The sequence below is a fragment of the Arenibacter echinorum genome, from assembly GCF_003259375.1.
Taxonomy (GTDB): Bacteria; Bacteroidota; Bacteroidia; order Flavobacteriales; family Flavobacteriaceae; genus Arenibacter; species Arenibacter echinorum.
On sequence record NZ_QLLN01000005.1, the window covers coordinates 325,967 to 351,814 of the forward strand.

Here is a 25,848-nt window from a genome sequence, read left to right on the forward strand (position 1 = left end):
AGCCTTGTTTTTTACTAACTTTAAGTAAAAGAACAAGATTATGGCCAAGGTAAGATTGATATTGGACACCAGAAAATCGGCAAAAAGTGCAGCCAACGGATTGTATCCCGTTGCCCTAAGATTGTTTCACCGTAAAACGAGGATCATACGCCTTCCCTATTTCAGCTCCCCCGCTGGATGGGACGACAAATATATGCGGATGAAAAAGTCGGCCTTTAAAAACAACCATATTGATTGTGACAGGGCCAATGAAAAAATTTATGACAAACTACATACCGCCCATATGCTGATAGTAGAACTTGGGGACAGCATCAACTCGGTAGATGCGGATACGCTGGTAGGATATATACGCAAAGCATGGGACAAAAAAATGGACACCAAGATAAGGGACGAAGTGGACAACGGACTTACCCTGTCGCAATGGGGCAAAGTTATCATCGATAGAAAATTAAAATCCAACAAACCCGGAACTGCGTCCTGGTATGCAGGGGCCATCAGATCCATTACCAAACTCAACGGGGGAAGGGACCTGCGGTTGAACGAGATTACCCTTACCCTACTGACCAATTTCCAGATCGAACACAAGGCCAAGAGCAGTTCAAAAAATGGCATTAGCTCCTATTTGAGGGCAGTTAGGGCCATTTATTACAGTGCCATCAAGGAGGATCAATTTTATCCCAAAAAAAACCCCTTCCTACACTTTAAAATTCCCACTTCCAGACGTACCAAAAAAAAGGCCATATCTAAAATGGACTTCATAAAGATCAGGGACGTTCACTACAAAGAAGGATCTCCAGTCTGGCATGCAAAGAATTATGCATTAGTGATGTTTAACTGTAGGGGAATGAATTTCATAGATCTGGTAAAGCTTCAGATCAAGGACATAGTCAATGACCGCATATTCTACGGCCGTAGCAAGACAGGAGATCAGCTCTCCGTCCGAATTACGGAGGAACTACGGGAAATTTTGAATTTTTATATTGAAGGAAAATCAAAGGTTGATTATCTATTTCCTGCAAACTATGACGGCAGCACAAGGCACTTTGAAAAATATAAAACCCAAAGAAGAAGGATGAACAGCCGTCTTAAGATCATTGCCAAGGATGCAGGTATCGAAGAACATTTTACCACTTATACCATCCGTCATTCCTGGGCTACGATCGCCAAGTTTATGGGGATTTCGACAGAGGTTATCAGCGAAGGATTGGGCCACAACTCCTTAAAAACAACTCAGATCTACCTAAAGAGTTTTACCAACCATGTTTTGGATGAGGCGAATGAGATGGTTGTTTCTTAGAGTGTTATTCGATCAAAAATTGGACTGCCAATGGTGACCAATAAACCCCCGATTGATCCCTGATTTTTTTATACAGAGGCCAAGAAATACATAAATACTACAACCAACGATTAAAATAACTATTAGTAAAATTATTCACCAATTCTTTCATTTTACCTAAACCCAGAACAAGCGCTTACAACCTTTCCCTAACCTACAATCATTCGAGTTCCATTTACTATCATATTAACCTTCGACACCCTAACCTGTAACTTGTAACATGTACGTAAATATCTTTTATTACTCAATTTATTAATGAAATTATCTAAGGCAAAACGTCTAAGGACTATTCGCTTTGGTTCTTGAATGTATTACCGCAATCGGTATTAATACAAAATTATAATTTATATCGGTTTGGGGATTGTATTGGTTCTTTTAGCCCAATCATGCCATTTTTTCGATAACTCCTTGACAATTTCTGGGTATTGCTTTGCTAAGTCATGATTTTCCGTTCTGTCATTTTCCATGTCATATAATTCCCATTGATCAATGGGAAGTTCATTTACTCTTATATAATGCCCAGAGTGGTTATTGGCTTTGGATATCAATTTCCATTTTTGCTGCCTAATTGCTCTATTACCTTCATGTTCAAAATAAATTGCCTCCCTTTCCAAAATTTGATTATTCAATAAAACCGGGGTCAAACTCTTGCCCTCAATTGGTGATATTACATTTCCATCATAAACCTGAGGATATGAGGCTTCTGCGACATCAACACATGTCGCCATTATATCTATTAAATGTGAAGGTTGATGTGATATTTCTCCTTTAGACTTAATTTGAGATGGCCAATATGCAATAAGTGGAGAAGAAATTCCTCCCTCGTTTACCCAATGCTTGTACTTTTTAAAGGGGGTGTTCGAAACATTTGCCCAAGTAGGGCCGTATGCATTGTACGTCTGATCTGATCCAGCCAATACCTTAATGCTTTGCATAACTACCGGGTAACCATCTCTTGTTATTTTTGGTACCATTTCCGTTTGAAGTTCATTTTTTAACATAGGTTCGGTTGTGGGCTTGTCCGAAAGAATGTCTCGGTCTCCCCTTCCACTTACCCATTCCAATTCTTCAGCACAAGCACCATTGTCTTGAAGGAACAGAATTAGGGTGTTTTCAATTTCACCAGTCTTTTCCAGTTCACTTATAATATTACCAATACCCTTGTCCATTCGCGTAACCATTGCTGCATAAACCTCCATATTCCGGGCATGCCATGGCTTGTTTTGCACCGTGTCCCAATTGGCAATGGGTTTTGTTATATCCCAGTTATCTTTTAGGAGGCCCAATTGTTTTAATTTTTCAAATCGCTTAAGCCTAACAGAATCGAAACCTTTGTCGTATTTACCTTTGTACTGCTCAATCTCCTCTTCAGGAGCATGTAAGGGCCAATGAGCTGCCGTATATGCCACATACATAAAAAAAGGATCCTTAATGTCTTCAGTCTTATAGTCTTGAATATATTTTACAGCATTATCACTAATGGCATCTGTATAATAGAATTGTTTGGGCTGGTAAATTGAATCATTTTCCGGGGTTATCAAAGAATTATTACGTGCTAGAGTATAAGGGTCCCAGAAACTTCCTGCGCCAAATATGGTGCCATAAAATTTATCAAAACCGCGTTGGCGAGGCCAATTGTACTTAAGTGAATCCACATCTTTCAAGTGTTTCGTCACGTGCCATTTCCCAGACATGTAGGTTTGGTAACCTGCAGACTTTAAAACTTCTGCAATGGTAACACTTTGATTATTCAAATCCCCTATATAACCTGGTTTACCTTCATCATCTGTCATCATCCCTATCCCAGTTTGTGCAGGATAAAGCCCAGTTAACAAAGATGCGCGTGTTGGACAACAACGGGAGGTGTTATAGAATTGGGAAAAACGTAGACCATTGGCTGCCAAATTATCAAGGTTAGGCGTTTTTATTTCTCCGCCATAGCAGCCAATATCTGAATACCCCATATCGTCTGCCATAATCAAAATGATATTGGGGCGATTTTGCTCTTTCAACATACTAATGGTCTCTACTTTTTTAGACCATATAGTGTCACGAAGTCCAAATCCCAAGGCGAAAATGGCAATACTAGAAATTGCTAAAATTTTTATTTTATTTTTCATAAAACGTTAATTATTAAGGTAAACCCTTTTTATAGAAATTTGCAGACATTTAATTGGCTGTCCACAATGTTATATTCAATATTTTGTAAACGAAAACCGGATAGTTCAATCTAACCTTAAATAAACTTAGAGATTAAATCAATTTAATAGACCACCAAGATTCATGTCTTCACTATCTTTTCATAGGCTATCTGATACAAATCTCTTAAATCGCTAGTAGGGTTCTTAATCCGCATGATTTCCAAAAAAGCTAGTAGTTCTTCTCGTTTGTTGTGGTTGTGGGCATCGTATAAAATGTCTTCAATGGTATTACTCATAATCAAATTTTCTATTACTGGTTTCATTTTTAAATACATTAACATGGATAGGTCTTGCTGAAATACTGCCTATTCCTTTATGTATCAAAAATTTTGACATACGTTTTTCAATTTGGGATAAAGGAAACTTGAGCACTTGGTTGGTATCCAATCCTATGCGCAACGGATATGACACGCTCTCCCTGATTTATTGAAAAAGGTTTAGTATAAACCTCCCAAGAATTCAGTAAATTCTGATTCTCCTTTAAAATTTGATAACCAATCGATGCTCCATCCGTATCACAACTAATTACGATCTTATCATTTATTTTTTCCATAACAGGTTCTTTCGTTATAGGCTGGATCCCCTCCGGCCATATAGAATCAACATATACATTTTCAGACATTAATCCCTTGTCGTCTATATCTGACATCCAGCGTTCACATTCCTCCCTTAACTCCTCCAGCTTGTTTTTATATTCAGGATTGTCGGCCAAATTATTTAATTCGTACGGATCATTCCACGTGTCAAATAATTCTTCAGGTGCTTTTTTATTCCTAAACCATAAAGCTTGGTTTCCATCTAGCTCTCCATTATTCCGCATAAGCAGTAATTCTTGCATAATAGGCATTTGTTCTCGATAGGCTACGGGTAAGTAATAGCCTTGATCAATTCTGAAATTTCTCAAATATTTATATCGATTGTCTCGAACTGCTCGGATCATATCATATCGCTCATCAAAACGATCTGCCGCACCATGCACATATTTTCTCATGTCCATAGATTCAAATTCACCAGCAAAGGCTCTTCCATCCATATTCATAGGTGGATGTATTCCTGCCAAGGACATTAAAGTTGGCTTAAAATCAACAAAGCTTATCAAGCGATTATCTATCGTACCGCTATTCTTTTTGCCGGGATATCTTATAACTAAAGGCAATCTCATGCCGGAATCATACAAAAGTCGCTTTTGTCGAGGCAAGGGTCCGCCGTGGTCAGAAAACCAGAATATTATTGTATTTTCCAATAAACCGTCCTCTTCCAACTGGGCCAATATTTCACCAACCTGATGGTCCATTTCCTTTATATTGGAATACATCCGTCTGATATCGGTTCGGCCCACTTCATTATCTGGTAAATAAGGGGGGACAGGCACATCTAAATCTTCCTCGACCCAAAGTGAATCTTTGGCTTTAGCCCATATTTGTGATTCATGTGTAACCATTAGGTTGAATATCGAGAAGAATGGTTGGTTAGGTCCGCGGTTTCTCCAATGGGCCTTTTTACTACTTTCATCCCAGGCCGTTACAGGTGCTGTAAACTGATAATCCTCTTTACTGTTATTGGAACAATAATATCCTTCCAGTCTTAAATGTTCACTATACATTTTAATATTGGGGGAGGCATTGCTTCATAGGGTTGAATTCCTTCTGGAAAGTATTTGCCATTTCCACTGTTTCTCATATGATGCGCACCGATATGATTCTGGTACATTCCTGTGGCAATTGCCGCTCTACTGGGCGCACAAACACCTGATGGCGAATACACATTCGTATATCTGATACCTTCCGCAGCCAATCGGCTAATATTTGGCGTGACAACTGTTGAATCTCCAAATGAAGGAATTACCGGACTCAAATCTTCAGCCACTATCCAAAGTATATTGGGCCGCTTAGCAACTGTAAAGTTTTTTTCGCTATTTTCCTTTTTATGGGAATTACAACCAAATAAGCACAACAGCAATAATAAAGGGATGAGATGTTTTTTCATATTAATCTTTAGAGGTAGTCTTAAAGCTACCTATTGTATTTATGTTTTTAATAGCCAGTAATACATCTTGGAAATTAAAATTCTGATCTATTTTTATTCCCTCAACTTTACTATACCTATACTTCATTAATTTTTTTGTAGTATGGTCCCACAAATCCTTAGTTTCACTTCCTTATCACCATAGTTTTACTTCTTATTATAAAAAATTCAAAAACTGGCTAATATTATCCAATGGTATTTGTTATTCTGAAACTTTTGCTTGGTTTTTATGTAATAATACGGCCATTAAATTTCGAATACTTTTATATTCGGGCTTGTGGACTAAATTTTGAAATTCGTTTGGATCGTTATCATAATCATATAATTCCATCCCTGCATCCCCACCGTTCCACTCAGTATAGCGCCATTGTCTATATCGGACACTTCGTCCATCAATAGTTTCTGTAACCTCAGAAGAAGACATTGCACTGGGCCTTCGAAATACTTGTGTGTAAGCACAAGTATCCCAATCCAAGCTTGGTTCTTCTAGTATTTTCCGAAGACTTTTACCTTCAATATCTGAGGATACAGGGATTCCTGCCAAATCTGCAATGGTAGGATAAATGTCCAACAACTCTACAATACTCTCTGTTATTCTATCTTGTTGCATACCAGGAGAAGAAATAATCAAAGGGGTTCTGGCTGCGTGCTCAAAGAGACTTTGTTTCATCCACTGACCATGTTGGCCAACATTATACCCATGATCACTCCAAAAAACAATTATAGTGTTTTCACTTAGGCCGGTTTCATCTAAAGCATCCAAAAGTTTACCCACCTGTGCATCCATAAAGGATATTGAGGCATAGTAAGCCCTTAGTACTTCTTTGCGTTGCTGTACACTTAATCCAAAATGCATTTTTGCATTCCATTTTGCAGCTTCTGGTTTGTTGTCCCAGTCATCATCACGTTCCTCAGGCAGTCGTATTTTGTCAAGTGGGTAAAGATCAAAATATTTTTTAGGTGCTACATAAGGGGTATGTGGCCTAAAAAATCCAACAGCTAAAAAGAAGGGGTCATCTTTATGTTTTTTTATAATCTTAACTGCTTCATTAGCAACTTTCCCATCGGTTTGATCATCATCCGAACCATTTGCCATCCAATAAGAAAGTGCGCTTCCCAAACCTCGATCAGGAGTATAATTAATAATATTATGTTCTTCTGTTTTATCTATACCTATCGGGTTCACCCTATAGTTCCAGGAAACCGGATCATCTTGTCCATCCGTACCTATGTCATTCGGTACTCCATAATGAAATATTTTTCCTACTCTTGCCGAGAAATATCCATTATTTTTAAATAACTGAGGTAACGTTACCGCATCCGGCAGGTGTTTTCGAAACTCCGTTTTCAAATCTGTAACTTTTGTTTGATCTGGTCTTCGTCCCGTAAGTACAGAAGCCCTACTAGGTGAACACCATGGATATTGGTTGTAAGCCCTATCAAAACGAACTCCCCTATTTAACAATCTATTTAGGTTGGGAGTCTGAATAAAAGGAGAATCAAAAACTTCCATATCGTTGTTTAAGTCATCCGAAGCAATAAACAAAACATTCAATTTTTTTACTTCTTGGGCTTCTAATATTGTGAAACATCCAGCTAAGAATGTAATATAAATCACAAAGTATCTACCTAAAAAGCACTTGTTTGATTTTTTCAATTTTAAACTCTTCATAATATTAATTGGTTTTCATTAAATCAAATTAACCTATTTTAAAGGTTATTAATTCACTCATTGGAATTTCATTATTTCTACATTATCGCAACAACATTTATTTTTACTTTCTAGAATCAAAAAAATAATTGTCGCCCATTATTAGCTCAAATGAATGAACTTTTACAGCATTAAAAATTGTGTTAGGAATTAATACCAGGTCATTTTGTAAAATTATAAATCACAACACTACTTACAGGGATAAATGGGTGTAAGATAAGGTGATATGGATAAACTACAGAAAAAGCAAGAAACGCCCAAGACGACTTTCTTAAAGTGAATTATACCTCTTTATTCTTGGATACAGACTCAAAACTTACCAAAAACACTAAATTTTCCTGTGGCTCAATAAAGCCTTAACTACCTCCATGTTACCAAACTCTAGGCTGCCTTTTTTATACTCAACAATGAGATATCTGTTTTATGCTCAAAAGAATTTAAATATACCTCCTAATTCTTCCTAAAGTAGTCAAAGTGCAAATAATACATTAAATCCAAATCTCCCTAACTAAGAACCATTCATCCCTAAGCTTTAGCTCCTAGGTTCATAACATTGTAGATAGAAAATATTGAACTTTTAAAAGGCAAGAAGCCTGTATGGACAAATTCTCATTTATCGATTTAGTCGTCTTCCTTTTTATTTCTATGATTTGGGAGTAACAACAATTACACCATTGAAATAGTGTGAGCTTATCTCGAAAAATGACTTTGCAAAAAAGAATCAGTTTATCACTTGGAAAATCTTGAAGATAATAAAGTAACAACTAATTCAGCTTCATTATGGATTTAAATCAAACGTCTCAGCAATACCAAACTCAGAGGGTCATGTGTAAACCCACTGCAATTGTAACTGACAAAAGCATCCTATCTACTGACCTTGAACTTTGGAAAAATTTTCAAGGCGGTTGCGATTTAGCTTATGAAACCATCTACAGAAACTATTCAGTTTTATTATATGGTTTTGGGTTGAAATTAACAAATGACCATGAGTTAGTCAAAGATTGCATACACGATCTTTTTATAGGAATACGGAAGTCAAGGCAAAAGTTAGGGTCAGTAAAATCTATAAAGGCATACCTTTTCACATCAATTAGAAGAATGTTGATTGCCGAATTGGTTAAAAAAAGAAAACATTATACAACCAATGCCGTTCCATTTACTCTAAAGCATTTACAAATTTCTTCCGTCGAAGAAAAATGGATTAAGAACGAAAATATTGTGGAACAGCAACGAAATCTAAAAACTGCCTTGAATAAGCTTTCCGATTGCCAGAAAGAAATAGTCTACTTAAAGTTCTACTCGCTATTGAGCTATCAAGAAATTTCTGAAGTTTTAGGTTTAAGTACGAAAGGAGCTTATAAGCTTATGGAGCGAACTATGTTTCAACTTAGGAAAAATATGAATTTTCATATAATAGCCTAAATAACAAACATAGTGTAATACTTTACTTTAGGAAAACGGCTTTTAAAGGATATGCCTTACCCAAACTTTTTACGTCTAATAGCTTTAAACTAAAAAATTGAACGAAAGTTATTACACTATCTATGTTCACTTATTTATTTCGTGACTCCAATATTGAGAAATTCTTAAGTAATCTTGGCGGTCCACTAAGTGATTGGTCGTCTCCGACTTTCTTCATGCGTTTTAATACCATTTTGCGTAATCTGCCCAGTTCTTTCGCATATTCCGGCAAATCTGCGAGGTTATTTTTCTCGAAGGGATCCTCGTCAATGTTATAGAGTTCTTCAGAAGGATTGCTATGATAATCCCGTAAGAAAGCAGCTGCTGCCGGGTCAGTTTTGGCCGCTTGAATATAAGAATCCCAATGATGTCCTGCGTGCTTCCAATGTTCTTCTAATCTAGGAGTTTCTGTTGCCCAAACATCGGTATGGGTAGTGTAGGCAAATTCCGGATGTAAGTTGCGAATGTATTTCCAATTACCAACCCTCACGGAACGAATTGGATAAACGTTCTTATCATTATCGCCTTTATGAGTAGCAAAAATAACTTTTCGGTGATTGCTCGTTTTTCCAAAAAGGACATCGCCAAAGGATTTACCGTCAATCCCTCTGGGTGACTTTCCGCCTGCCAGATCTATTAATGTTGGTATGAAGTCTATCCAACTAACCATTGCATTGGTAACGGAATTTGGTTTTATTTTACCAGGCCAAGAAACGATCAATGGCGTACGGATGCCGGTTTCGTAAAGTGACCATTTGGCAAAAGGCCATGGCATACCATGATCTGATGTGTAGGCTAGTAACGTATTATCTGGGTCAAGATATTGATTTACAAGTTGCATTGTCTTGCCAAGACGTACATCAATGTTCTCCGCTCCTTCAATGTAACGCGTCATTTCTACCCTTGCTTCAGGAGTATCGAAGATACGTGGGGGAATAACGACATCTTCAGGGGAGATCCGAGCGGCCTCTTTAGCTGGCCATGCGGTATGAGTATCAGTCCATCCAATAAAAATAGCAAGTGGTGGCGCGTTTTTAGGGCGATTTCGTAAAAAGGTTTCAACTTCGGTGAGAGTCATCGTTTCTTGAAGACCTCCGCCACCAAGTATTTTAACCTCGTCTGGCACATAGGCTCCATAATGTTTTCTTCCACTGTGGCCCACTTTACCGTGAAAAACAACTTCGTAACCTTGTTCAAGAAGGCTAGGAATGAGGGAGACTACACCGGGCTTTAATCCTATTTCATGATTACCCACAATTCCATTATTATAAGGCATCATACCCGTGAAAAGTGCAGCTCGGCTGGGGGCACAGGCTGGTGAGGCAACATAGGCGTTGTCAAATCGAATACCTTCATCAGCAAGTTTTTGTAGATTCGGCGTCCTTATTTCGGTCGCTCCATAGGGTGAAGAATGATAAACTCCATGATCATCTGCAATAGTGATGACAAAGTTAGGTTTTTGTGCTGTTACGTTTGTCATTATAACGGTAACAAACATGAAAAAGATAAGTTTTTTGAGCATTGGTTTTTTAATATTTAAGTTTCTCGAAGTTTGATTAAACTCTCCTCCTCACAGAGATGTATTAATAATTAATCTTTTTTAGGTTTTAGAAAATAGTTTTCTGGAAAATTGGCCGATTTGGCTTTTTCAGGATGTCGAAGCGGATAATAATTGCCACGATCTTCAAGTAAAGGCATGGACTCTCCTCCTGTTTCTTTTAGTAATTCAAAAAGTCTTTGACGATAATATTTTATCATATCTTCATGTTCTGCTGAATTGATAAGGTTCTTCATTTCTTTAGGATCCAATTCCAAATCGTAAAATTCATCCAAATCCCAAATCCCTTGATATCGAATAAACTTGTAACGTTCAGTTAGTAATGCATTTGTAGTTGGGGTAAACGGGTAGTTCCGTTCCCAATAGTACTCGTACAATAGTTCATTGCGCCAATCAGGAATGTTCTTATCTTCCATCAAAGGCTTCATACTACGACCATCCATACTTTCCGGAACAGGTAATCCTGCCATATCCAAAAAAGTAGGAGCGATGTCGATATTGGCAACCATCTCGTTTATGACTCTTCCCTTAGAAGTTTTAGAATCATACATTAACAATGGCACCCTAACTGATGTTTCATAAGCGGTTCTTTTATCGATAAGTCCGTGCTCACCGAAATGGAAACCGTTATCACCCATATAAACAACTATAGTCTTTCTTGCTTCTTTCTTATCATCATCATCTACCCATTCCAAAATGCGACCTAAATTTTCGTCTACTGCAAGTATCGTTTCACAATACCGTCGGTAGTATTCGTTGATATCAAAATCAGGCAAGTTATAGGCAAAATCAGCGCCGTGCCTGCTATTACGTTGGTTAATAACCCACATCGGTGTATTTTCACCTACTTTAAATTGGGTGGAATCAGGTACAACCATATTCTTATAGCTTCCCAAGTGCCTGTCCGCGGCAACAAAATCAGCGTGTATGGCTTTATGGGACAAGTACATCATAAAAGGCTTGTCAGCAGTACGCTTCTCCAACCAATTCATAGCGTAATCGGTGAGCTCATCAGTAATATATCCCTTTTGAGGCACTCTTTTACCATTTATATTGAAGCCATCCGAGTTGTTCTGTGGCACTTCTCTACTTGTGCCGTGTCCATCGGCCCAGTAGGTGCCTTGTCCTTTGAAGCTTAGCCAGTAGTCAAATCCTTCTCGCGGAGAGTCATCCTCGCCCCCCATATGCCACTTGCCTATAAATGCAGTTTCATATCCATTGTCTTTTAAATAGCTGGGAAAGAACTTCAAGTTTTCATCAACTGAATGGTAATTATCCACTACCCCGTGGTTGTGGGCATAAAGCCCCGAAAGTATAGAAGCACGACTAGGAGAACAGAGCGAAGTGGTGACATAAGCATTTTTGAAGACGAGGCCCTGACCTGCCATACGATTCATGTTAGGTGTTTTTAAAAATGGATGCCCCATAAACTCCATGGCATCGTACCGATGGTCATCGGCTAGCACGAATATGATGTTCGGTCTTTCATCTTTGTCTGTTTTTTCGGCACAAGATAAAAACATAAAACAAATTACCCCGAAAAACGGAATGGTATAACGCATATACAATAATTTAATAAGGCATAGTAATTACTAAAAACCTCTTAGGATTTATAATCGTTTTCAAATAAAATCAATTTTCTTTATCAGGATTATATCTCCAATCAATGCCTTGTTTCTCCAATACGGATTGAATCATCATTCTACTACTGATACTAAATCGCACGTCTTTTTCCAATTGAACAGGGTCGAAACGGTCTAGAATAAGCTGTCTAAAGTCATGTTCCAAACCTGCATGTTCTCGCTGACCGTTTAAGTTGTTCCACTCACCAGGATCGGCCTTTAAATTTATCAATTGTGCCCCATATCCTCTAAACCAATTGTATTTATACCCGCTTTTTACAACACTGAAACAGGTGGTGTAAACCCCTTCTGAATGATTTTCTATTAGGGCGAATCTGTTGTCATCGAGTTTGCCGTCCATTAACGGAACTAAGCTTGATCCATCATAATCAAGTCGGTGTTCTTTCGGAATGCCTGCCCAATCCAGCATGGTGGGCATGATATCTACCAACGACACGGGAGTGGCTTGTTGTGTACCTGCAAAACTCTTGTCGGGATACTTCACAATAAGCGGCACGCGAGCAGACCATTCGTTGAAACTGCGCTTTTGCACCATCCCTTTTTCCCCAATCATGTCACCATGATCGCTGGTAAAGACAACGATGGTGTTCTTGTCGAGCCCTTTATCTTTCAAGGCAGATAATAACTCGCCTACTTTGTCATCGATATACGAGTATAGTGCGTAATAGGCTCGTCTCACTTCCCTAATACTTTCTGGAACTGTTACATCGACCTCATCGGTACCCGAATGACGTCTTAGCCATTTTTCCATTATGCTGAGTTTGTCTTTCCAATTTTCGGGAAACTCTGGCATTTGAATTTCGGCATCTTTGTACATGTCCCAATGCTTTTGTGAAGGCCAGAATGGATCATGCGGAAAATTATAGGAAACAAAAAGGAAGAATGGTTGTGTTCCATCTTTTTCACGTAGATACTCGATAGCTTTGCCATGTGCTAGTTCATCTAAGTCTGAACTATGATTTCTTTTGCCAATTTTCACTCCACTGGCGATATAATTTTTGTAATGGTCTCTAGGAATCTTTTCCTCCCTTGATTTAACCCATTCATAGTCGGCTGGGTAGTTGCTTTTTATAAGTCGTTTTTGAAACCCGTGTAGTTGGTCCGGTCCTACAAAATGTACCTTGCCACTTAATACGGTCTCGTATCCATGATTGACCAGATAGTGATTAATGGTAGGAATATCCGAGGCAAGCGGCGCAGCGTTGTCGTATACCCCGATGTTTGAGGAATACATTCCGGTAAGCATTACCGCCCTAGCTGGTGCGCAAAGTGGATTATTGGCATAGGCGGCATCAAATCGCACACCTTGTTTTGCCAACTGATCCAGATGGGGCGTTTTTACTACGGGATGACCGTAAGCACCTAAAAGCATAGGAACCATCTCGTCTGCCGAAATAATTAATATATTGGGTTTGGATTCCTGAGCGTATAGATTTGAACCAAGAATAATCAACACGATTAATCGGAGGTGTTTGATTTTCATAAGTTTATCTTGTTATTATAATTTGAATAGGTTTTAATCATTGTTTTAAATCAAATCTGTGGGGCTTTCACCCCACAGATTTTTGTTTCTCTACGGTTTTTTATCCCACCAAACTCTCGTTTCAAGGTTATCCGGTCCCTGTCGGCTTATGGCCTGATCTAAATTGGCTGCATTTACAGTTCTTTCACTATCAGGGTAGGTCAACCTTCGAATAAACGGTTCGGTCTTAAGTTCACTACCGGGATACGGGTTTGGTGCTACATTGGGAAAACCACTTCTTCTAAAATTAGCCCAACTTTCCGAACCATTTAAGAAAGAAGACACCCAATATTGGTTATTAATCTGTTCCAATTCCATGCCAGGCGTCAAGGAATGTGTCGATAGATATGTATTGATATCAGATTCAGGTATGGTAGTATTACCTGGCCAAGCCGAAAATTGCTCCATATTAGCGCGGATTGCATTCTGATATACTGCGTTGGCATCACCTGTAGCCCAACCTTTAACGATGGCCTCGGCATACAATAATAGCGTTTCAGAATATGTAACATAAAAAGTGGGGGCTTCTGGCGATCCTAGCCTGGTTCTATCCAATTGGCTGTAATCGTATAAACTTGCCAAACCATCTTCCGCAACTTGTGGAGCTATCGTAGTATTATCAAATCCTTGTGGCATTCCAATCTGTACACTGGGGTCACGATCGGCGTTTTCTGGTTTTTGCCCTCCTTGCGAATCAGAACCTACATACCGAACTGCAATGGTCGACAGTCTTGGGTCGTCATTGTCCCGTAAAAAATCAACAAATTCCTTGTCTAGATAGAATACTCCAGAAACCCCACCGTTCAAACTCTCACCCAGTCCATTTCGAAAACTTGCATCGTGCCGAACCATTGCATTATCCGCATTGGAGGTCATAATACCGCCTGCGATCGCTTTGGCCGCAAATTCTTGGGCTTTTGCCGCGTCAACTTTGACCAATCGCATTGCGGCCCTTAATAATAATGAATACCCCATTCTTTTCCAAGCCTGTATATTATCATCAATACCGGCACCTGCGTACATCAACTCTTGTTCAACTGCATCTTTTGACGGGTCAAGGGCGGCCGAGGCTGATTCAAGTTCGCTAAGCAAATCATCGTAAATTTGTTCTTGAGGAGTATACACTGGCAGTGAAATCTGTTCCAAGAACCCTTTCCCCCCTTCTAAGTAAGGAATGTCGCCATAGGTGTCGGTCAAAATCATAAATTCATGTGCGCGCCAAATACGGAGCATGGACAATAAATTAGTTTTCTCGGGATCATCCTCAATAGCTGCAATACCATCTACCAAATTTTTGATGGTCGTAAGATAGCCTTGTGCCCATAAGAACCTGGTCTGTGCACGGTTATCCTGATTCAGATTGGCTCCTGTACTAAAACCAGTGAAGGGGGAGGCCATTTGCCTTACAATGGAAACTTGATAAGGCAGGTTGTTATTGAAATCTGGAGCACCTTGTATAATTGCTGTGTTCAACTGATAGGTTGGGTCTATGGAGACCAAACGCACTTTGTCGGTGTTCAGGTCATCAAAACCGTCATCACAAGAGACAAGTAATGTCAAAACCAAAAACGCACTAAATATATATTTTGTTATATTTTTCATCATCTTAGTATTAAAATTTAATATTCATATTAAACCCGATATCTCTGGTAATCGGCAGACCTGTGGCTTCTAGGCCTACAAATTGATCACCTATGATTCCGTTTTGATCAGGATGGATATGGGGAACCCATTTTTTGAGTACGGCCACATTGTTCGCCACGATATCGAATTTTAGCCCCTTGACAAAGTTTATCTTTTTCAAATGTTTGGTAAAATCATATCCTAAGGATACCTGCCTAAGCTGCCAAGACCCCGCATTGAACAAAGATTCCTCCGAACCTCTATGAGAACGTATAGTCTCATAATAAGGCTGAATTGCTGCACGAGTTGTATTCACACTGCCGTCGAGGTTTACACCTTCACCTATAACGTAGCCGACATCCCTACCTACAAGGGTCGCCTTATCAAGCCCGTGCCTGTATGCATTGACATGTGTACCTGAAATCATTTTATGACCTAATTTGTAATCAACCAAGAAGGAGAGTGTCAAATTTTTGTATTTAAAACTATTAGTAAACCCCCCAACCCAGACAGGTAATGCGGTTCCAAACTCGATTTGCTCTTTGGACCTCAAAGGAAGTCCGTTATTTGCATCGAAAATCTGGTTACCTTGATCATCTCTTAGATATCCCCATCCATAGAGTTGTGCCATGGGCTTACCTACCACTTGACGGAGTTCCCCGTGAAACTGGGAATTTCCAACAGTAATAAAGCTATCATCGACATTTTCACCAAGGCTCAACACCTCAGAAGTATTATAAGATAAGTTGGAAGATGTATTCCATGAAAAATTATCGGTCTGTATGGGAGTAGCGGAAATAAACACTTCAACACCTTCATTTCTACTCTTGCCAACATTTATTAAGCGGGTGGAGTACCCCGAAGCATCCGAAGTTTGTGCCTGAAGAATTTGATCTGACGAAAGTTTGTTATAATAAGAAGCCTCAAAACGCAGATTATTAAACAAGGTCAGTTCAAGACCTACTTCCCTTTCCGTCACCTGCATTGGTTTTAGGTTGGGATTAGGAATCGTACTCGTGTTAATACCACCAACAGGTTGATTTAAAAGTTGTAATGGATTGACCGTATAAAATAAATTGTCCGAATAGGGAGCCACATCTGTATCACTTCCGACTTGTGCATATGCAACTCTTATTTTACCAAACGAAAGCCATTGTGGCCTATTCTTCATGGCCTGGCTAAAAACGAAACTTCCAGTAACAGAAGGATATAGGATGCTTCTATTTGCAGGCGATAAGGTTGAGAACCAATCATTTCTCATGGTACCATTCAAATAAAGATAACCACCGTAGGAAAGTTCAGCGGCGGCATAAAGCGAATTGACCTGTCTTTCTGAACGACTGTAATTTGGTGATACTGTACTGGCATTACCGATGGTATACAAATCTCGAGTATAAAAGTTTCGTCCCAAAATGGTGTTAATATCAGATCGCTGGTACATTTGATTACCTCCAAAATTTAGCATTGTTCCAAACTCTCCAAAATTCTTGTTCGCCGAAATCAAGAAATCGGCATTGACTTCCCGGAACCTCCGTTGGTCCTGAATATACTCCCCGTTTACGAAACCAGGAGGTGCAGCCGCCTGTCTTTGAGAACCTGTGGGTAGATTATAATCGACATCTCGCATATAATAATCCTGTCCTATCCTTGCTTGGGCGGACAACCAGTCCGTAAAATTATATGTTGTGGTAATATTTCCAAAAACTCTGTCACGACGGTTATTTTCAAAGCGTTTTAAAGCAAAATACGGATTTGTTCTATTGGTGAATCTAGAATAAGAAATCTCATCGCCATTATTATCACAGCAGTTCTCTTTTAGCAAATCCATAGGCATGGTCGAGGCCAGGGTGTAGATAACCACTGGACTAAAATCCTGTTCAGCGATATTCGGTGGGTTAATACGTTCCTCATTAGAGTAATTGATATTTCCAGAGATTGTAAATTTTTTGAGTTTCTGGGTAAATCCCAGATTAATGGTCCTTCTTGAATACTTAGATCCAGGTAGAATAGAGGTAGCATCCATATTCGCCGCAGAAAAGTTTATTCCCCCATTTTCCCCACCCGAGGCAACGGAAATAGTATTCATAAGGGTAGAACTATTCCTGTAATATTCTCTTATCTTGTTACGTTGGGGCTCATAAGGCACTACCAGACCATCAAAGAGTATTTGGGTACCTCCTACCGGCTCGCCAAAACTCCAGACACCCGAGTTAGGAAAAGGCGCATTAGGTCGTACACCCCCTTCTCCTTGACCGTATTCGTATTGATAGTCCGTAAAATCAAGAGGGGTACCATTGGTATAATTCGTGTTAAAGGTGACCTCTACCCCTCCTTCTTCCGACCTATTTTTGGTCGTGATCATAATCACACCATCCTTTGCCCTAGATCCGTACAATGCTGAGGCCGCCGCACCTTTGAGGATGGTCATAGACTCCACATCGTCAGGATTTATACTGCTCAGACCATCACCACTATCGGAATTTCGGTTACTACCAACTTCCCCAGCTCCACTTTCTACTCCAAACGAAGTATTGTTAATGGGAACACCATTTACCACAATCAAAGGAGAGTTATTATTACCGAAGGAAGATATACCCCTTATACGAATCTTACTACTTCCCTGTGGACCCGAACCAAGAGCTGAAATATTAACTCCGGCAACTTTTCCTTGCAAGGCGTCCATAAAGTTCGGTGTTCTGTTTACACTAAATTCTTCTGAATCTACCTTTGAGGTAGCATACCCTAAAGTTTTTCTATCCCTTTCGATGCCAAGGGCCGTTACCACTACTTCGTCCAAGGCTTGGTTACTTTCCTCTAAAGATACATTTATTGAAGACTGCCCTTTTACGGTAACCTCTTTAGAGGTAAAACCAATGTAACTAAAAACCAGAACTGAAGCATTCCCTGAAACAGTAATGGAATAATTGCCATCAAAATCTGAAGTGGTGCCGTTATTGGTTCCTTTTACTAAAATACTTGCTCCTGGCAAAGGTGCCCCATTGGCATCGGACACCGTTCCAGTAATTTCAAGATCCTGAGGGGCAAGGACCTCTGTGCTGTTTACATTTATTTCCCCACTCCCCGAGATAGCCTGCATGTGGAAGAATGCCATCAATAAAAATAGGCATGAAAAAAGCTGTTTTAAGCCAATTTCAGGTGGAGACGCGATTGTCCGCGGTAATTTTGTTGTTACTTGTTTCATAATTTTGGTTTAATTGGTTAACTATTAATTTTTCATTTTTTACTACAGGTCCGTTGTAAGACATAAACTATTAATATCCAAACTGGACTAATTCAGCTGTTCTTTGAATACTTGTTATTTATTTCATGAGTTATACTTTATTTAATTTAACTTTTGGTTTAAAACATCTATTTCGAGTTTGTTATTTCTTGTAAAATCCTCCTCCACTGGGTATCAACATCAAACTGTTGGGCATGATAAGTATTTTCATTAAGGCTAAGTCGGATCAGATTGGCGGCACATTGTACCTCATCATCTTTCTCAGGGTGATCCTTTATCCATTTTTGCCAAAAATCAACAGCATCTTCATCTTGCTGGACAACCCATTTTCCAAAATATTCATTGCTTATAAAATCTTCGACCGAATATGCGATGTACTCCATAATTTGAGTTATTCAGTTAAAAAAACTCTTACTTACTAATAGAGAGAGAATTTTATTTTTTCCCCATTGAAAAGGAAACTTTTTAGCAAAACCCCAAAAAAAAATTGTAATTAACGTTGTTCAGAAAAAAAAGAACACGTTCCTTGGAATTGATTTCAACTAAATCCATTCAATTTTTATTATCATCTTAAATGGATGATAAAGATTTGTACTATCTATAAAGAGGCCGAATTTTTATTTTTCCCCATGAAAAAGTGATTTTTCTAAAAAAAACTATCAACAGTATGATATTGTGGTAACATTATTTATTAGATGCACCTATAGCTTCGACATTATTCAATACTGTTTGCAATTGATAATTAACAAAAACTTTGATTTTACTTATTGTGCTACTTTGAATGGAATTGGGCACCGGTCGGCGCTCCTTCGATTTTGAATCTGTCTCTATCCCGTAGTCAACTTAAGGTTAGACTGTTAAGTTTGGAGACATAAGGATGTTCTCTCTAAAGGTTATACTATCAGTGCAATAGAAAACCCGAGTCAAACCAATTTTGTGTCCAATGCTTAATGGCTTACTCCATTTTTCTAATTATATCAAAACAGTTTAGGTTCAGATATGCGATTTAAGAATTCAATTGTGTAGTAGCCGGACTTGTCTTCACCTTTTTATAGCTTCTATTGACTAATAGCTAATTTTCATTTTATGGTTTGTCACATAAAAACCTTCAATAGATCGTATTAAATACAATTACACTTAATGTATTACAGGAGTGTCAATAAGAATACTGGATTTACTTAAGAATATCACATTTACCGTGATTATCAATTTGGTTAATTATAAAGTGGGACTAGTCTACGAACTACATGAGCAACCATTACATAGAATACAATATCGCATTGAATTATTAAACTTGCGGCAATAATCCATTACTCCTTTTTGCAAACTAGATTAACCCATTTCATTAAAATTATTGGTGCCATGCTTAATCTATAAATAATCCTTTGATTCACTTCATCAGATGTTAAGCATAATTTATTCCAAACTAGCAATTGAAGTATTCTGAAAACTTTCGTTCAATATCGTGAGTTTTTTCATGAAAATCATATCACCTCATTTAATAATCATACGCCCCTATACCATTACTAGAATGTCCATAGCATTGTATTTCAGGAAAATAAAAACATTTTTAAAGGAGTGTAATGATCACATCTCGCTTGTAAAGAAATCTTTAACCAGTATTTAAGGAATTGATCCTTTTGGCTTTATAAATAATGATAGTAATTACTGAACATAAAGGATAATAATGGGGCAATATAACTATCGATTTAAAAATTAAAAAATGGGAATCAGAACCTTATATAACAAAAAGGAAATAAAATTTTTGAAGTACGTGAGACTTAGATTTTGGTCATATAAGTGTAAATCACCTGTGATAAACTCGGAATTAACAAATAGATTATGATATTAATATGAATTTTACAGCCGTATTCTTTCAACTCAAATTGATTTTCTTATTCATTTTTTTTATCTGTACCAAACCTATTATGGCACAACCCGTGCCTCAAACAGTGGGCAGTTGGGATTTCACCTATAAGGTTCAAGAATTTGATATAGAATATAAGGGTGTATTGGTCATAACTAAAGAGGACGGAGATTTCATCGGGATTATAACCTTTAAGAATGTTAGAAATACAACCCTAACATATAAATTGGATAAGGTTGAGTCCAATAATCATAACCTGCATATTTATTTGAACAAGGGACCATTAGCACCAATGACTGCTGATTTAAATTTTTTGGAAGATAGATGGGAGGGTAAGGTAACTTCACAGATTCCAGGTAAAAAGAACAAATTAGGTTTAGGGAAAATGATGGTTGTCCCTCAAACTTCTGGGACGATAATCGACCATGCTTCGGCTATAAAAAATCTCACTGACAAGACCTTAGAAATAGGAAAAGAGTATTACAATCAGGTTTGTGCAGCTTGTCATGGCACAGATGGAAATTCACCACTTGCAGCAGCACGCTCTTTTAGTTCGGATGAGTTCAAATTTGGTTCCGACCCTTATAGCATGTGGAAAACCATCACTAATGGTGCTGGGCAAATGGGGGCGCAGCGTTGGTTATCATCCGGGGACACATATTCGGTAATTCAATATATTCGTGAAAATCTTATAAAAGATAAGAATCCTCAATCCTATTTTAAGATAACTAATGAATACTTGGCAGGACTGCCCAAGCCTACGTTTTCTCCTGAGCAGCTACAAAATACTATAAAGGAAGAGGCCCTTTCTGGTTCCCAAGTGTATGGGCAATTGTATTTTGAAGACCATTTAGGTGATTATGGACCAGCACTTTACACCCAGATCAAAGATTATCCAGGTAGTTCGCTTGTTATTAATTTGGACAATGACATTTACACAAGTTACAATGTGCAACGAATGTCAAATTCAGTAACATGGAAAAGCGCCTTGGATTTAAGTAAAACCAAATACAAACTTTATCGCGGGGATGGGGCGCCTGTACTAAACGGTGAGGTTCTTAAGGGGTTTAGCGGACTGAGATGGAGTTTTAAAGATCGGTACTATCAATTGGAAAACTTGGTTTCCGATCGCACCCCCTACCCGCCCAAATGGATGAATTATAATGGTCACTACCAGTATGGTGATAAAACCATCCTTTCTTACTCCATTGTAGGTAGGGAGATTCTTGAAATGCCTTCGGCAATAGATTATAAGGATAAATCTATAATTCAAAATACCTATACTATTGCTTCTGGAGATTCTTGGCGAAAGTTGGTCCTGGATTATACTGAATACGATAAGATACAAACAATTAAGAATGGAGTATTTGACTTAAATAATGTAGGAGCAACAAAAAGTCTTCCTGAAGATAAATGGACACAACCCCAAAACAGCATAATAGTTTCGGCATTCAAAGACAACGGCTCCCAAACATTTTTTGCCACTGGGGTTCAAGGGGACACGGATGGCATGAAATGGGTTTTAGACCATGACCAAAATATGGCACTTTATATTCCTCCAACTAAAGAGAAACGCGTGATAAGGCTGCATCGTTTTATAGGTGATAATGTTAGTGAGCTCGAAGATTTTGCCGAATATCTTTTAAAAGAACAAAAAAAGTCAATTCCCGACCTTACCGATTACACCAAAGGAGGTGATCCGTTATGGAAAAAAAACATTACAATCAAAGGAACACTGGACGTAGGTGTTCCACGCTATGACCCACAAAATTATGAAAAGGAAAATAAAACATCAAATGAAAACTTGGTGGAAATTCCTGAAAATTACCCATATGTTGTTGATAGAATCCCTTTGCCTTTTAACAATCCATGGAATAGTTGGATCCGGCCCTCAGGATTTGATTTCTTTCCGGATGGGCGCCTAGTAATGAGTACTTATATGGGAGATATTTGGATTGCCAATGGAATCGACGATACACTGAGCGATGTAAAATGGCAACGCATTGCGACCGGGCTTTACGACCCCTTTGGAGTAAAGGTGGTTAAAGGAGAGGTCTATGTTACTTGTCGTGACCGAATAGTACTGCTCAAAGATATTAATGGGGATGGGGAGACAGATTTTTACCATAGCTTTTTTGCCGATAGCGATGTTTCAAACGTTCCGGTCCAAGCTTTTAATTACAGTTTACAAACAGATAGTAAAGGTAACTTTATTTATTCCAAAGGAGGTGAATTTACACATGATGATGAGCCTGGTCACATAATCCAAGTTTCCCCAGACGGTAAGAAACAAATATCCTTAGCCATTGGGTTTCGTACACCCAATGGCGTTACCCTCGGCCCTAAGGATGATATTTACGTTAGTGATAATCAAGGTAGATGGATGCCTGCTAACAAAATTAATCTTATTAGGAAAGGTGGGTTTTATGGTTACATCCCCTCTGTAAAAAGAGGAAATACCAGTCCAGGGAGAAGTGAATACAGCTTGAGAGCTCCATTAGCTTCTGCAAACTACCCGGAGGATATATTACCAGAAACCTTTGACAAACCTATTATTTGGTTGCCTCAGGAATTTGACAACTCCCCAGGAAATGGTGCCTGGACGCCCAAAAATTGGGGACCATTAGGCAACCGGCTTTTACATACCAGTTTTGGAAAAGGTTGGGTATACCAAGTGATGACGCAGGAGATAGATGGAACAACCCAAGCGACGGTATCCGCCCTACCCTTTCAATTTTCGGCAGGCACACAAAGGGCACGTATCAACCCGGTCGATGGACAGCTCTATGTGGCAGGTATCACTGGCTGGGACGATTCTTTTGCCACAAAGTATGGAAGTCTAGATCGCATAAGGTATACTGGGGGTGAAGGTTTTTTTATAGATGCTGTTAATGTTAGATCAAACGGGATTGAGCTCACATTTAACCAAGAATTAGATCCCGATAGTGCAAAGCAATTGGATAATTACAAGATAGCACAATGGAACTATCGTTGGACCGATAATTATGGATCAGAGGATTGGTCGGTAAAAAACCCTGAAAATCTTGGACGAGATACCATTGCAGTACAAGGAATTGAAATTTCCAAAGATGGAAAAAAAGTGCTTTTAAAATTATCAAGTGAGGACCTCAAACCAGTTGATCAAATGCGCATTATATTTTCTTTGAATTCGAAGAAAGGGCAGCGGTATCAAGATTCTATTTATAATACGATTCATAAAGTACCAGATGACGATAATATCTACAGTGGATTTAACTACGTGCTATTTTTAAAAATCATTTTAGCGGGAATTATAACTGTAATTGGTTGGTTAATCTATCGGAAAAAGTTTGTACGTTAAGAATGAAATTTAATTTTATCAACTTAACAACATTTGCTAATATGAAATTTATCTTCAATTTATTGTCCTCAATGTTGTTGGCATTTTGTTCCTACGCCCAACAGAAGCCCAATATAGTATTCATGCTGGCTGACGACTGCACTTCTTGGGATATAGGTGTTTATGGAAATAAAGATTCAAAAACGCCAACAATAGACCGATTGGCGGCAGAGGGTATGATGTTTACCAAGTGTTATCAATCTGCACCGATGTGTTCACCAACTAGGCAGAATATTTTAACTGGTTTGTATCCGGTCAGATCTGGTGCATATCCTAATCATACTAGTGTAAAAGAAAATGTAAAAAGTATTGAACATTATCTAAAAACCTTAGGTTACAAAGTGGCTTTGAGCGGAAAAAAACACTACGGTCCTGCCGAAAACTTTCCATTGGAATATCTTGGGAAGGCTGAAGGCAAAGATTCTGATCCGAATTTTTATAACATCGATTCCTTTTTAGGTGAAACAAGCTCGCAGGAACAGCCCTTCTGTTTATTTATCAGTTCAAATCAACCGCACACTCCATGGAACAAGGGGGATACTACCTTGTTCGATAAAACAAAATTAAAATTACCTCCTTTTTATCCTGACTTACCGAAAACAAGAAGTGCATACAGGGATTATTTGGCTGAAATTAATTATCTGGACGGACAAGTACAAACAGCTTTAAATCTGCTGGAAAAACACAAACTCGAGAACAATACTATTTTTATTTTTGCCAGCGAACAGGGAAATGCCCTGCCGTTTGCTAAATGGACATGTTATAATGCGGGTTTAAAATCGGCATTAATAGTAAAATGGCCTGGAATGGTAAAACCTGGTTCTGTATCTGATGCCTTGGTAGACTATAGCGATATTGTCCCAACCATGATAGATCTTGCTGGAGGGAAACCTATAAGTGAATTGGATGGGAAGAGCATAGTACCAGTTTTGACACAAGAAAAAAAGAAGCATAATAAATATACTTACGGTCAAATGACTACGAGGGGCATTATTAATGGCTCCGATTATTATCCTATCCGTTCTATTAGTAATGGTAGATATAGATATATTTCTAACCTCGCATCAGAGGTTCCTTTTAAAAACTGGGTGTTTTCCCAACCTTTTTTTACCGAATGGGAGGAAGATGCTAAGTCCAACCCACAAACAAAAAAACTGGTACAAAAATATAGATTTAGGCCAGCGGAGGAATTATATGATGATGACAAAGATCCATACAATCAACACAATCTTGCTAGCGACCCCATTTATAAAAAGATCAAGAAAGAACTAAAAGGACAATTACAGAAATGGATGTCACAAGTGGGGGATGAAGGAATTATAACAGAATTATTGGCTATTGAACATATGCCGGCAGTAAAATCGGGATTTCCGGTGGCAATAGATACGTCTTTGCATGAACCTAAAATCATTAAGTCTGCCAGGCATATTGAAGTTCCCGTAGATGGATATTATACTTTTTACATTAGCGGGGAAGGTAAACTCGAGGTAGATAATCAAGAGGTAGTTCCTTTTAATACTCGAGCCACTAAAACTTCGAAAAGATACGGGGTAATAGGGTTAAAAAAAGGTGTTCACAGTATTTTTATAGGTAATTCTCTGCCGGGATCAGTTAGTTGGAGTGGTCCTGAGACCATTCTCACCAACTTGGAATAAAAGTGGGTAGCATAAAATAGTGGAATAGAGCAGACGTATAATTCGTGTATTACGATGTATTAATTTTATTATTGCAGGATAGAGTCCTGGTAACTGCACTTGTCACAGATTTTCGTGTATCTTATCCAATCTTACATAATATATGATGTAAACCTGCAATATAAGTTTGATAAAAAGAAGGCTCACTTTTTCTAAAGGTTGAATCAATAACAAACTTTATTTTTAAATAAGGTTTGAAGAAATGTGTAACCGAATTTATATGTCTGATGGTTTGCGTGCTTAGAGATTATATTAAAACCTATTAGCTGGAATGCATAAACTATGCTCAATATTAAAAACTTCATTTATAAGTAGTTAGTGCTCTACAGTTCAATTCAATCTAGAAAAATATTTATTAGATTGGTTCATGTGTCCCTTGAAAATATTTATCCTTTAATTTTCATTATCTCTACAAAATTACCCTTATAAACTTTTATATCTTGTTATACTAGGATATCTTTTAATAAAGCCTAGGCCCTACCCCGATCCTCTTAAAATTCTCTTTTAACTATCTTTCATTGTCAAGATTGTAGCTGTTGACAAAATAATAAATTAATAGCAATTGCCCGGTTTAATCAAATAACTTA

The 25,848-nt window shown here is 38.3% G+C and carries 14 protein-coding genes; 4 read left to right on the forward strand and 10 right to left on the reverse strand.

Annotated elements, in window-relative coordinates; genetic code table 11:
• The first annotated feature begins 40 nt into the window (after window positions 1–40).
• Window positions 41–1,297 (forward strand): tyrosine-type recombinase/integrase, encoded by a 1,257-nt coding sequence (locus LV92_RS14695; protein WP_111624384.1) that lies wholly within the window; start codon window positions 41–43, stop codon window positions 1,295–1,297.
• A gap of 383 nt (window positions 1,298–1,680) precedes the next feature.
• Here LV92_RS14695 and LV92_RS14700 read toward each other — a convergent pair whose 3' ends face one another.
• The 4 genes from LV92_RS14700 to LV92_RS14715 all read right to left on the reverse strand — a co-directional run bounded on the left by LV92_RS14700 (window position 1,681) and on the right by LV92_RS14715 (window position 7,234).
• On the reverse strand, window positions 1,681–3,456 hold the full coding sequence (locus LV92_RS14700; protein ID WP_211322989.1) for an arylsulfatase: 1,776 nt from the start codon (window positions 3,454–3,456) through the stop codon (window positions 1,681–1,683).
• 424 nt (window positions 3,457–3,880) lie between these two features.
• Window positions 3,881–5,140, reverse strand: a complete 1,260-nt coding sequence (locus LV92_RS14710; protein WP_211322990.1) for a sulfatase family protein — start codon at window positions 5,138–5,140, stop codon at window positions 3,881–3,883.
• A complete protein-coding gene (locus tag LV92_RS21900) occupies window positions 5,122–5,523 on the reverse strand; it encodes a sulfatase-like hydrolase/transferase (RefSeq protein WP_211322991.1) in 402 nt (133 codons plus the stop codon). The genes LV92_RS14710 and LV92_RS21900 overlap by 19 nt, the downstream gene beginning before the upstream one ends.
• Before the next feature lie 241 nt (window positions 5,524–5,764).
• Complete coding sequence (locus LV92_RS14715; protein ID WP_111624386.1) at window positions 5,765–7,234, reverse strand: sulfatase; 1,470 nt, start codon at window positions 7,232–7,234, stop codon at window positions 5,765–5,767.
• A gap of 819 nt (window positions 7,235–8,053) precedes the next feature.
• Between LV92_RS14715 and LV92_RS14720 the strand changes: the two genes are divergently transcribed.
• Complete coding sequence (locus LV92_RS14720) at window positions 8,054–8,695, forward strand: RNA polymerase sigma factor (protein ID WP_111624387.1); 642 nt, start codon at window positions 8,054–8,056, stop codon at window positions 8,693–8,695.
• A gap of 130 nt (window positions 8,696–8,825) precedes the next feature.
• Here LV92_RS14720 and LV92_RS14725 read toward each other — a convergent pair whose 3' ends face one another.
• The 6 genes from LV92_RS14725 to LV92_RS14750 form a co-directional block, all read right to left on the reverse strand.
• Window positions 8,826–10,256, reverse strand: a complete 1,431-nt coding sequence (locus LV92_RS14725; RefSeq protein WP_111624388.1) for a sulfatase-like hydrolase/transferase — start codon at window positions 10,254–10,256, stop codon at window positions 8,826–8,828.
• A gap of 68 nt (window positions 10,257–10,324) precedes the next feature.
• Window positions 10,325–11,854 carry a sulfatase family protein gene (locus LV92_RS14730; protein WP_111624389.1) on the reverse strand — a complete coding sequence of 510 codons (1,530 nt, stop codon included), beginning with the start codon at window positions 11,852–11,854 and terminating at the stop codon, window positions 10,325–10,327.
• Window positions 11,855–11,924: 70 nt separating this feature from the next.
• Complete coding sequence (locus LV92_RS14735) at window positions 11,925–13,418, reverse strand: sulfatase-like hydrolase/transferase (protein WP_111624390.1); 1,494 nt, start codon at window positions 13,416–13,418, stop codon at window positions 11,925–11,927.
• A 90-nt stretch (window positions 13,419–13,508) separates the two neighbouring features.
• Window positions 13,509–15,062, reverse strand: a complete 1,554-nt coding sequence (locus LV92_RS14740; protein ID WP_211322992.1) for a SusD/RagB family nutrient-binding outer membrane lipoprotein — start codon at window positions 15,060–15,062, stop codon at window positions 13,509–13,511.
• 7 nt (window positions 15,063–15,069) lie between these two features.
• Window positions 15,070–18,282 carry a SusC/RagA family TonB-linked outer membrane protein gene (locus LV92_RS14745; protein ID WP_111624392.1) on the reverse strand — a complete coding sequence of 1,071 codons (3,213 nt, stop codon included), beginning with the start codon at window positions 18,280–18,282 and terminating at the stop codon, window positions 15,070–15,072.
• Between the two features lie 167 nt (window positions 18,283–18,449).
• Window positions 18,450–18,704: a hypothetical protein gene (locus LV92_RS14750; RefSeq protein ID WP_111624393.1), complete on the reverse strand. Its 255-nt coding sequence runs from the start codon at window positions 18,702–18,704 to the stop codon at window positions 18,450–18,452.
• A gap of 1,545 nt (window positions 18,705–20,249) precedes the next feature.
• On the opposite strand from LV92_RS14750, the gene LV92_RS14755 reads away from it, so the two are divergent.
• Together LV92_RS14755 and LV92_RS14760 are read left to right on the forward strand one after the other, a co-directional pair.
• The gene (locus LV92_RS14755) at window positions 20,250–23,528 is read left to right on the forward strand and encodes a DUF6797 domain-containing protein (RefSeq protein WP_170126335.1); all 3,279 of its coding nucleotides are present in this window, start codon (window positions 20,250–20,252) and stop codon (window positions 23,526–23,528) included.
• A 41-nt stretch (window positions 23,529–23,569) separates the two neighbouring features.
• Window positions 23,570–25,222 (forward strand): sulfatase family protein, encoded by a 1,653-nt coding sequence (locus tag LV92_RS14760; RefSeq protein WP_111624395.1) that lies wholly within the window; start codon window positions 23,570–23,572, stop codon window positions 25,220–25,222.
• Window positions 25,223–25,848 lie beyond the last annotated feature (626 nt).

Bases quoted from the DNA above. Each gene is read 5' to 3' on its own strand.
- LV92_RS21900 (WP_211322991.1), bottom strand. From the start codon at position 5,523: ATGAAAAAACATCTCATCCCTTTATTATTGCTGTTGTGCTTATTTGGT.
- LV92_RS14755 (WP_170126335.1), top strand. From the start codon at position 20,250: ATGGCACAACCCGTGCCTCAAACAGTGGGCAGTTGGGATTTCACCTAT.
- LV92_RS14725 (WP_111624388.1), bottom strand. From the start codon at position 10,256: ATGCTCAAAAAACTTATCTTTTTCATGTTTGTTACCGTTATAATGACA.
- LV92_RS14710 (WP_211322990.1), bottom strand. From the start codon at position 5,140: ATGTATAGTGAACATTTAAGACTGGAAGGATATTATTGTTCCAATAAC.
- LV92_RS14730 (WP_111624389.1), bottom strand. From the start codon at position 11,854: ATGCGTTATACCATTCCGTTTTTCGGGGTAATTTGTTTTATGTTTTTA.
- LV92_RS14695 (WP_111624384.1), top strand. From the start codon at position 41: ATGGCCAAGGTAAGATTGATATTGGACACCAGAAAATCGGCAAAAAGT.
- LV92_RS14700 (WP_211322989.1), bottom strand. From the start codon at position 3,456: ATGAAAAATAAAATAAAAATTTTAGCAATTTCTAGTATTGCCATTTTC.
- LV92_RS14740 (WP_211322992.1), bottom strand. From the start codon at position 15,062: ATGATGAAAAATATAACAAAATATATATTTAGTGCGTTTTTGGTTTTG.
- LV92_RS14760 (WP_111624395.1), top strand. From the start codon at position 23,570: ATGAAATTTATCTTCAATTTATTGTCCTCAATGTTGTTGGCATTTTGT.
- LV92_RS14750 (WP_111624393.1), bottom strand. From the start codon at position 18,704: ATGGAGTACATCGCATATTCGGTCGAAGATTTTATAAGCAATGAATAT.
- LV92_RS14745 (WP_111624392.1), bottom strand. From the start codon at position 18,282: ATGAAACAAGTAACAACAAAATTACCGCGGACAATCGCGTCTCCACCT.
- LV92_RS14715 (WP_111624386.1), bottom strand. From the start codon at position 7,234: ATGAAGAGTTTAAAATTGAAAAAATCAAACAAGTGCTTTTTAGGTAGA.
- LV92_RS14735 (WP_111624390.1), bottom strand. From the start codon at position 13,418: ATGAAAATCAAACACCTCCGATTAATCGTGTTGATTATTCTTGGTTCA.
- LV92_RS14720 (WP_111624387.1), top strand. From the start codon at position 8,054: ATGGATTTAAATCAAACGTCTCAGCAATACCAAACTCAGAGGGTCATG.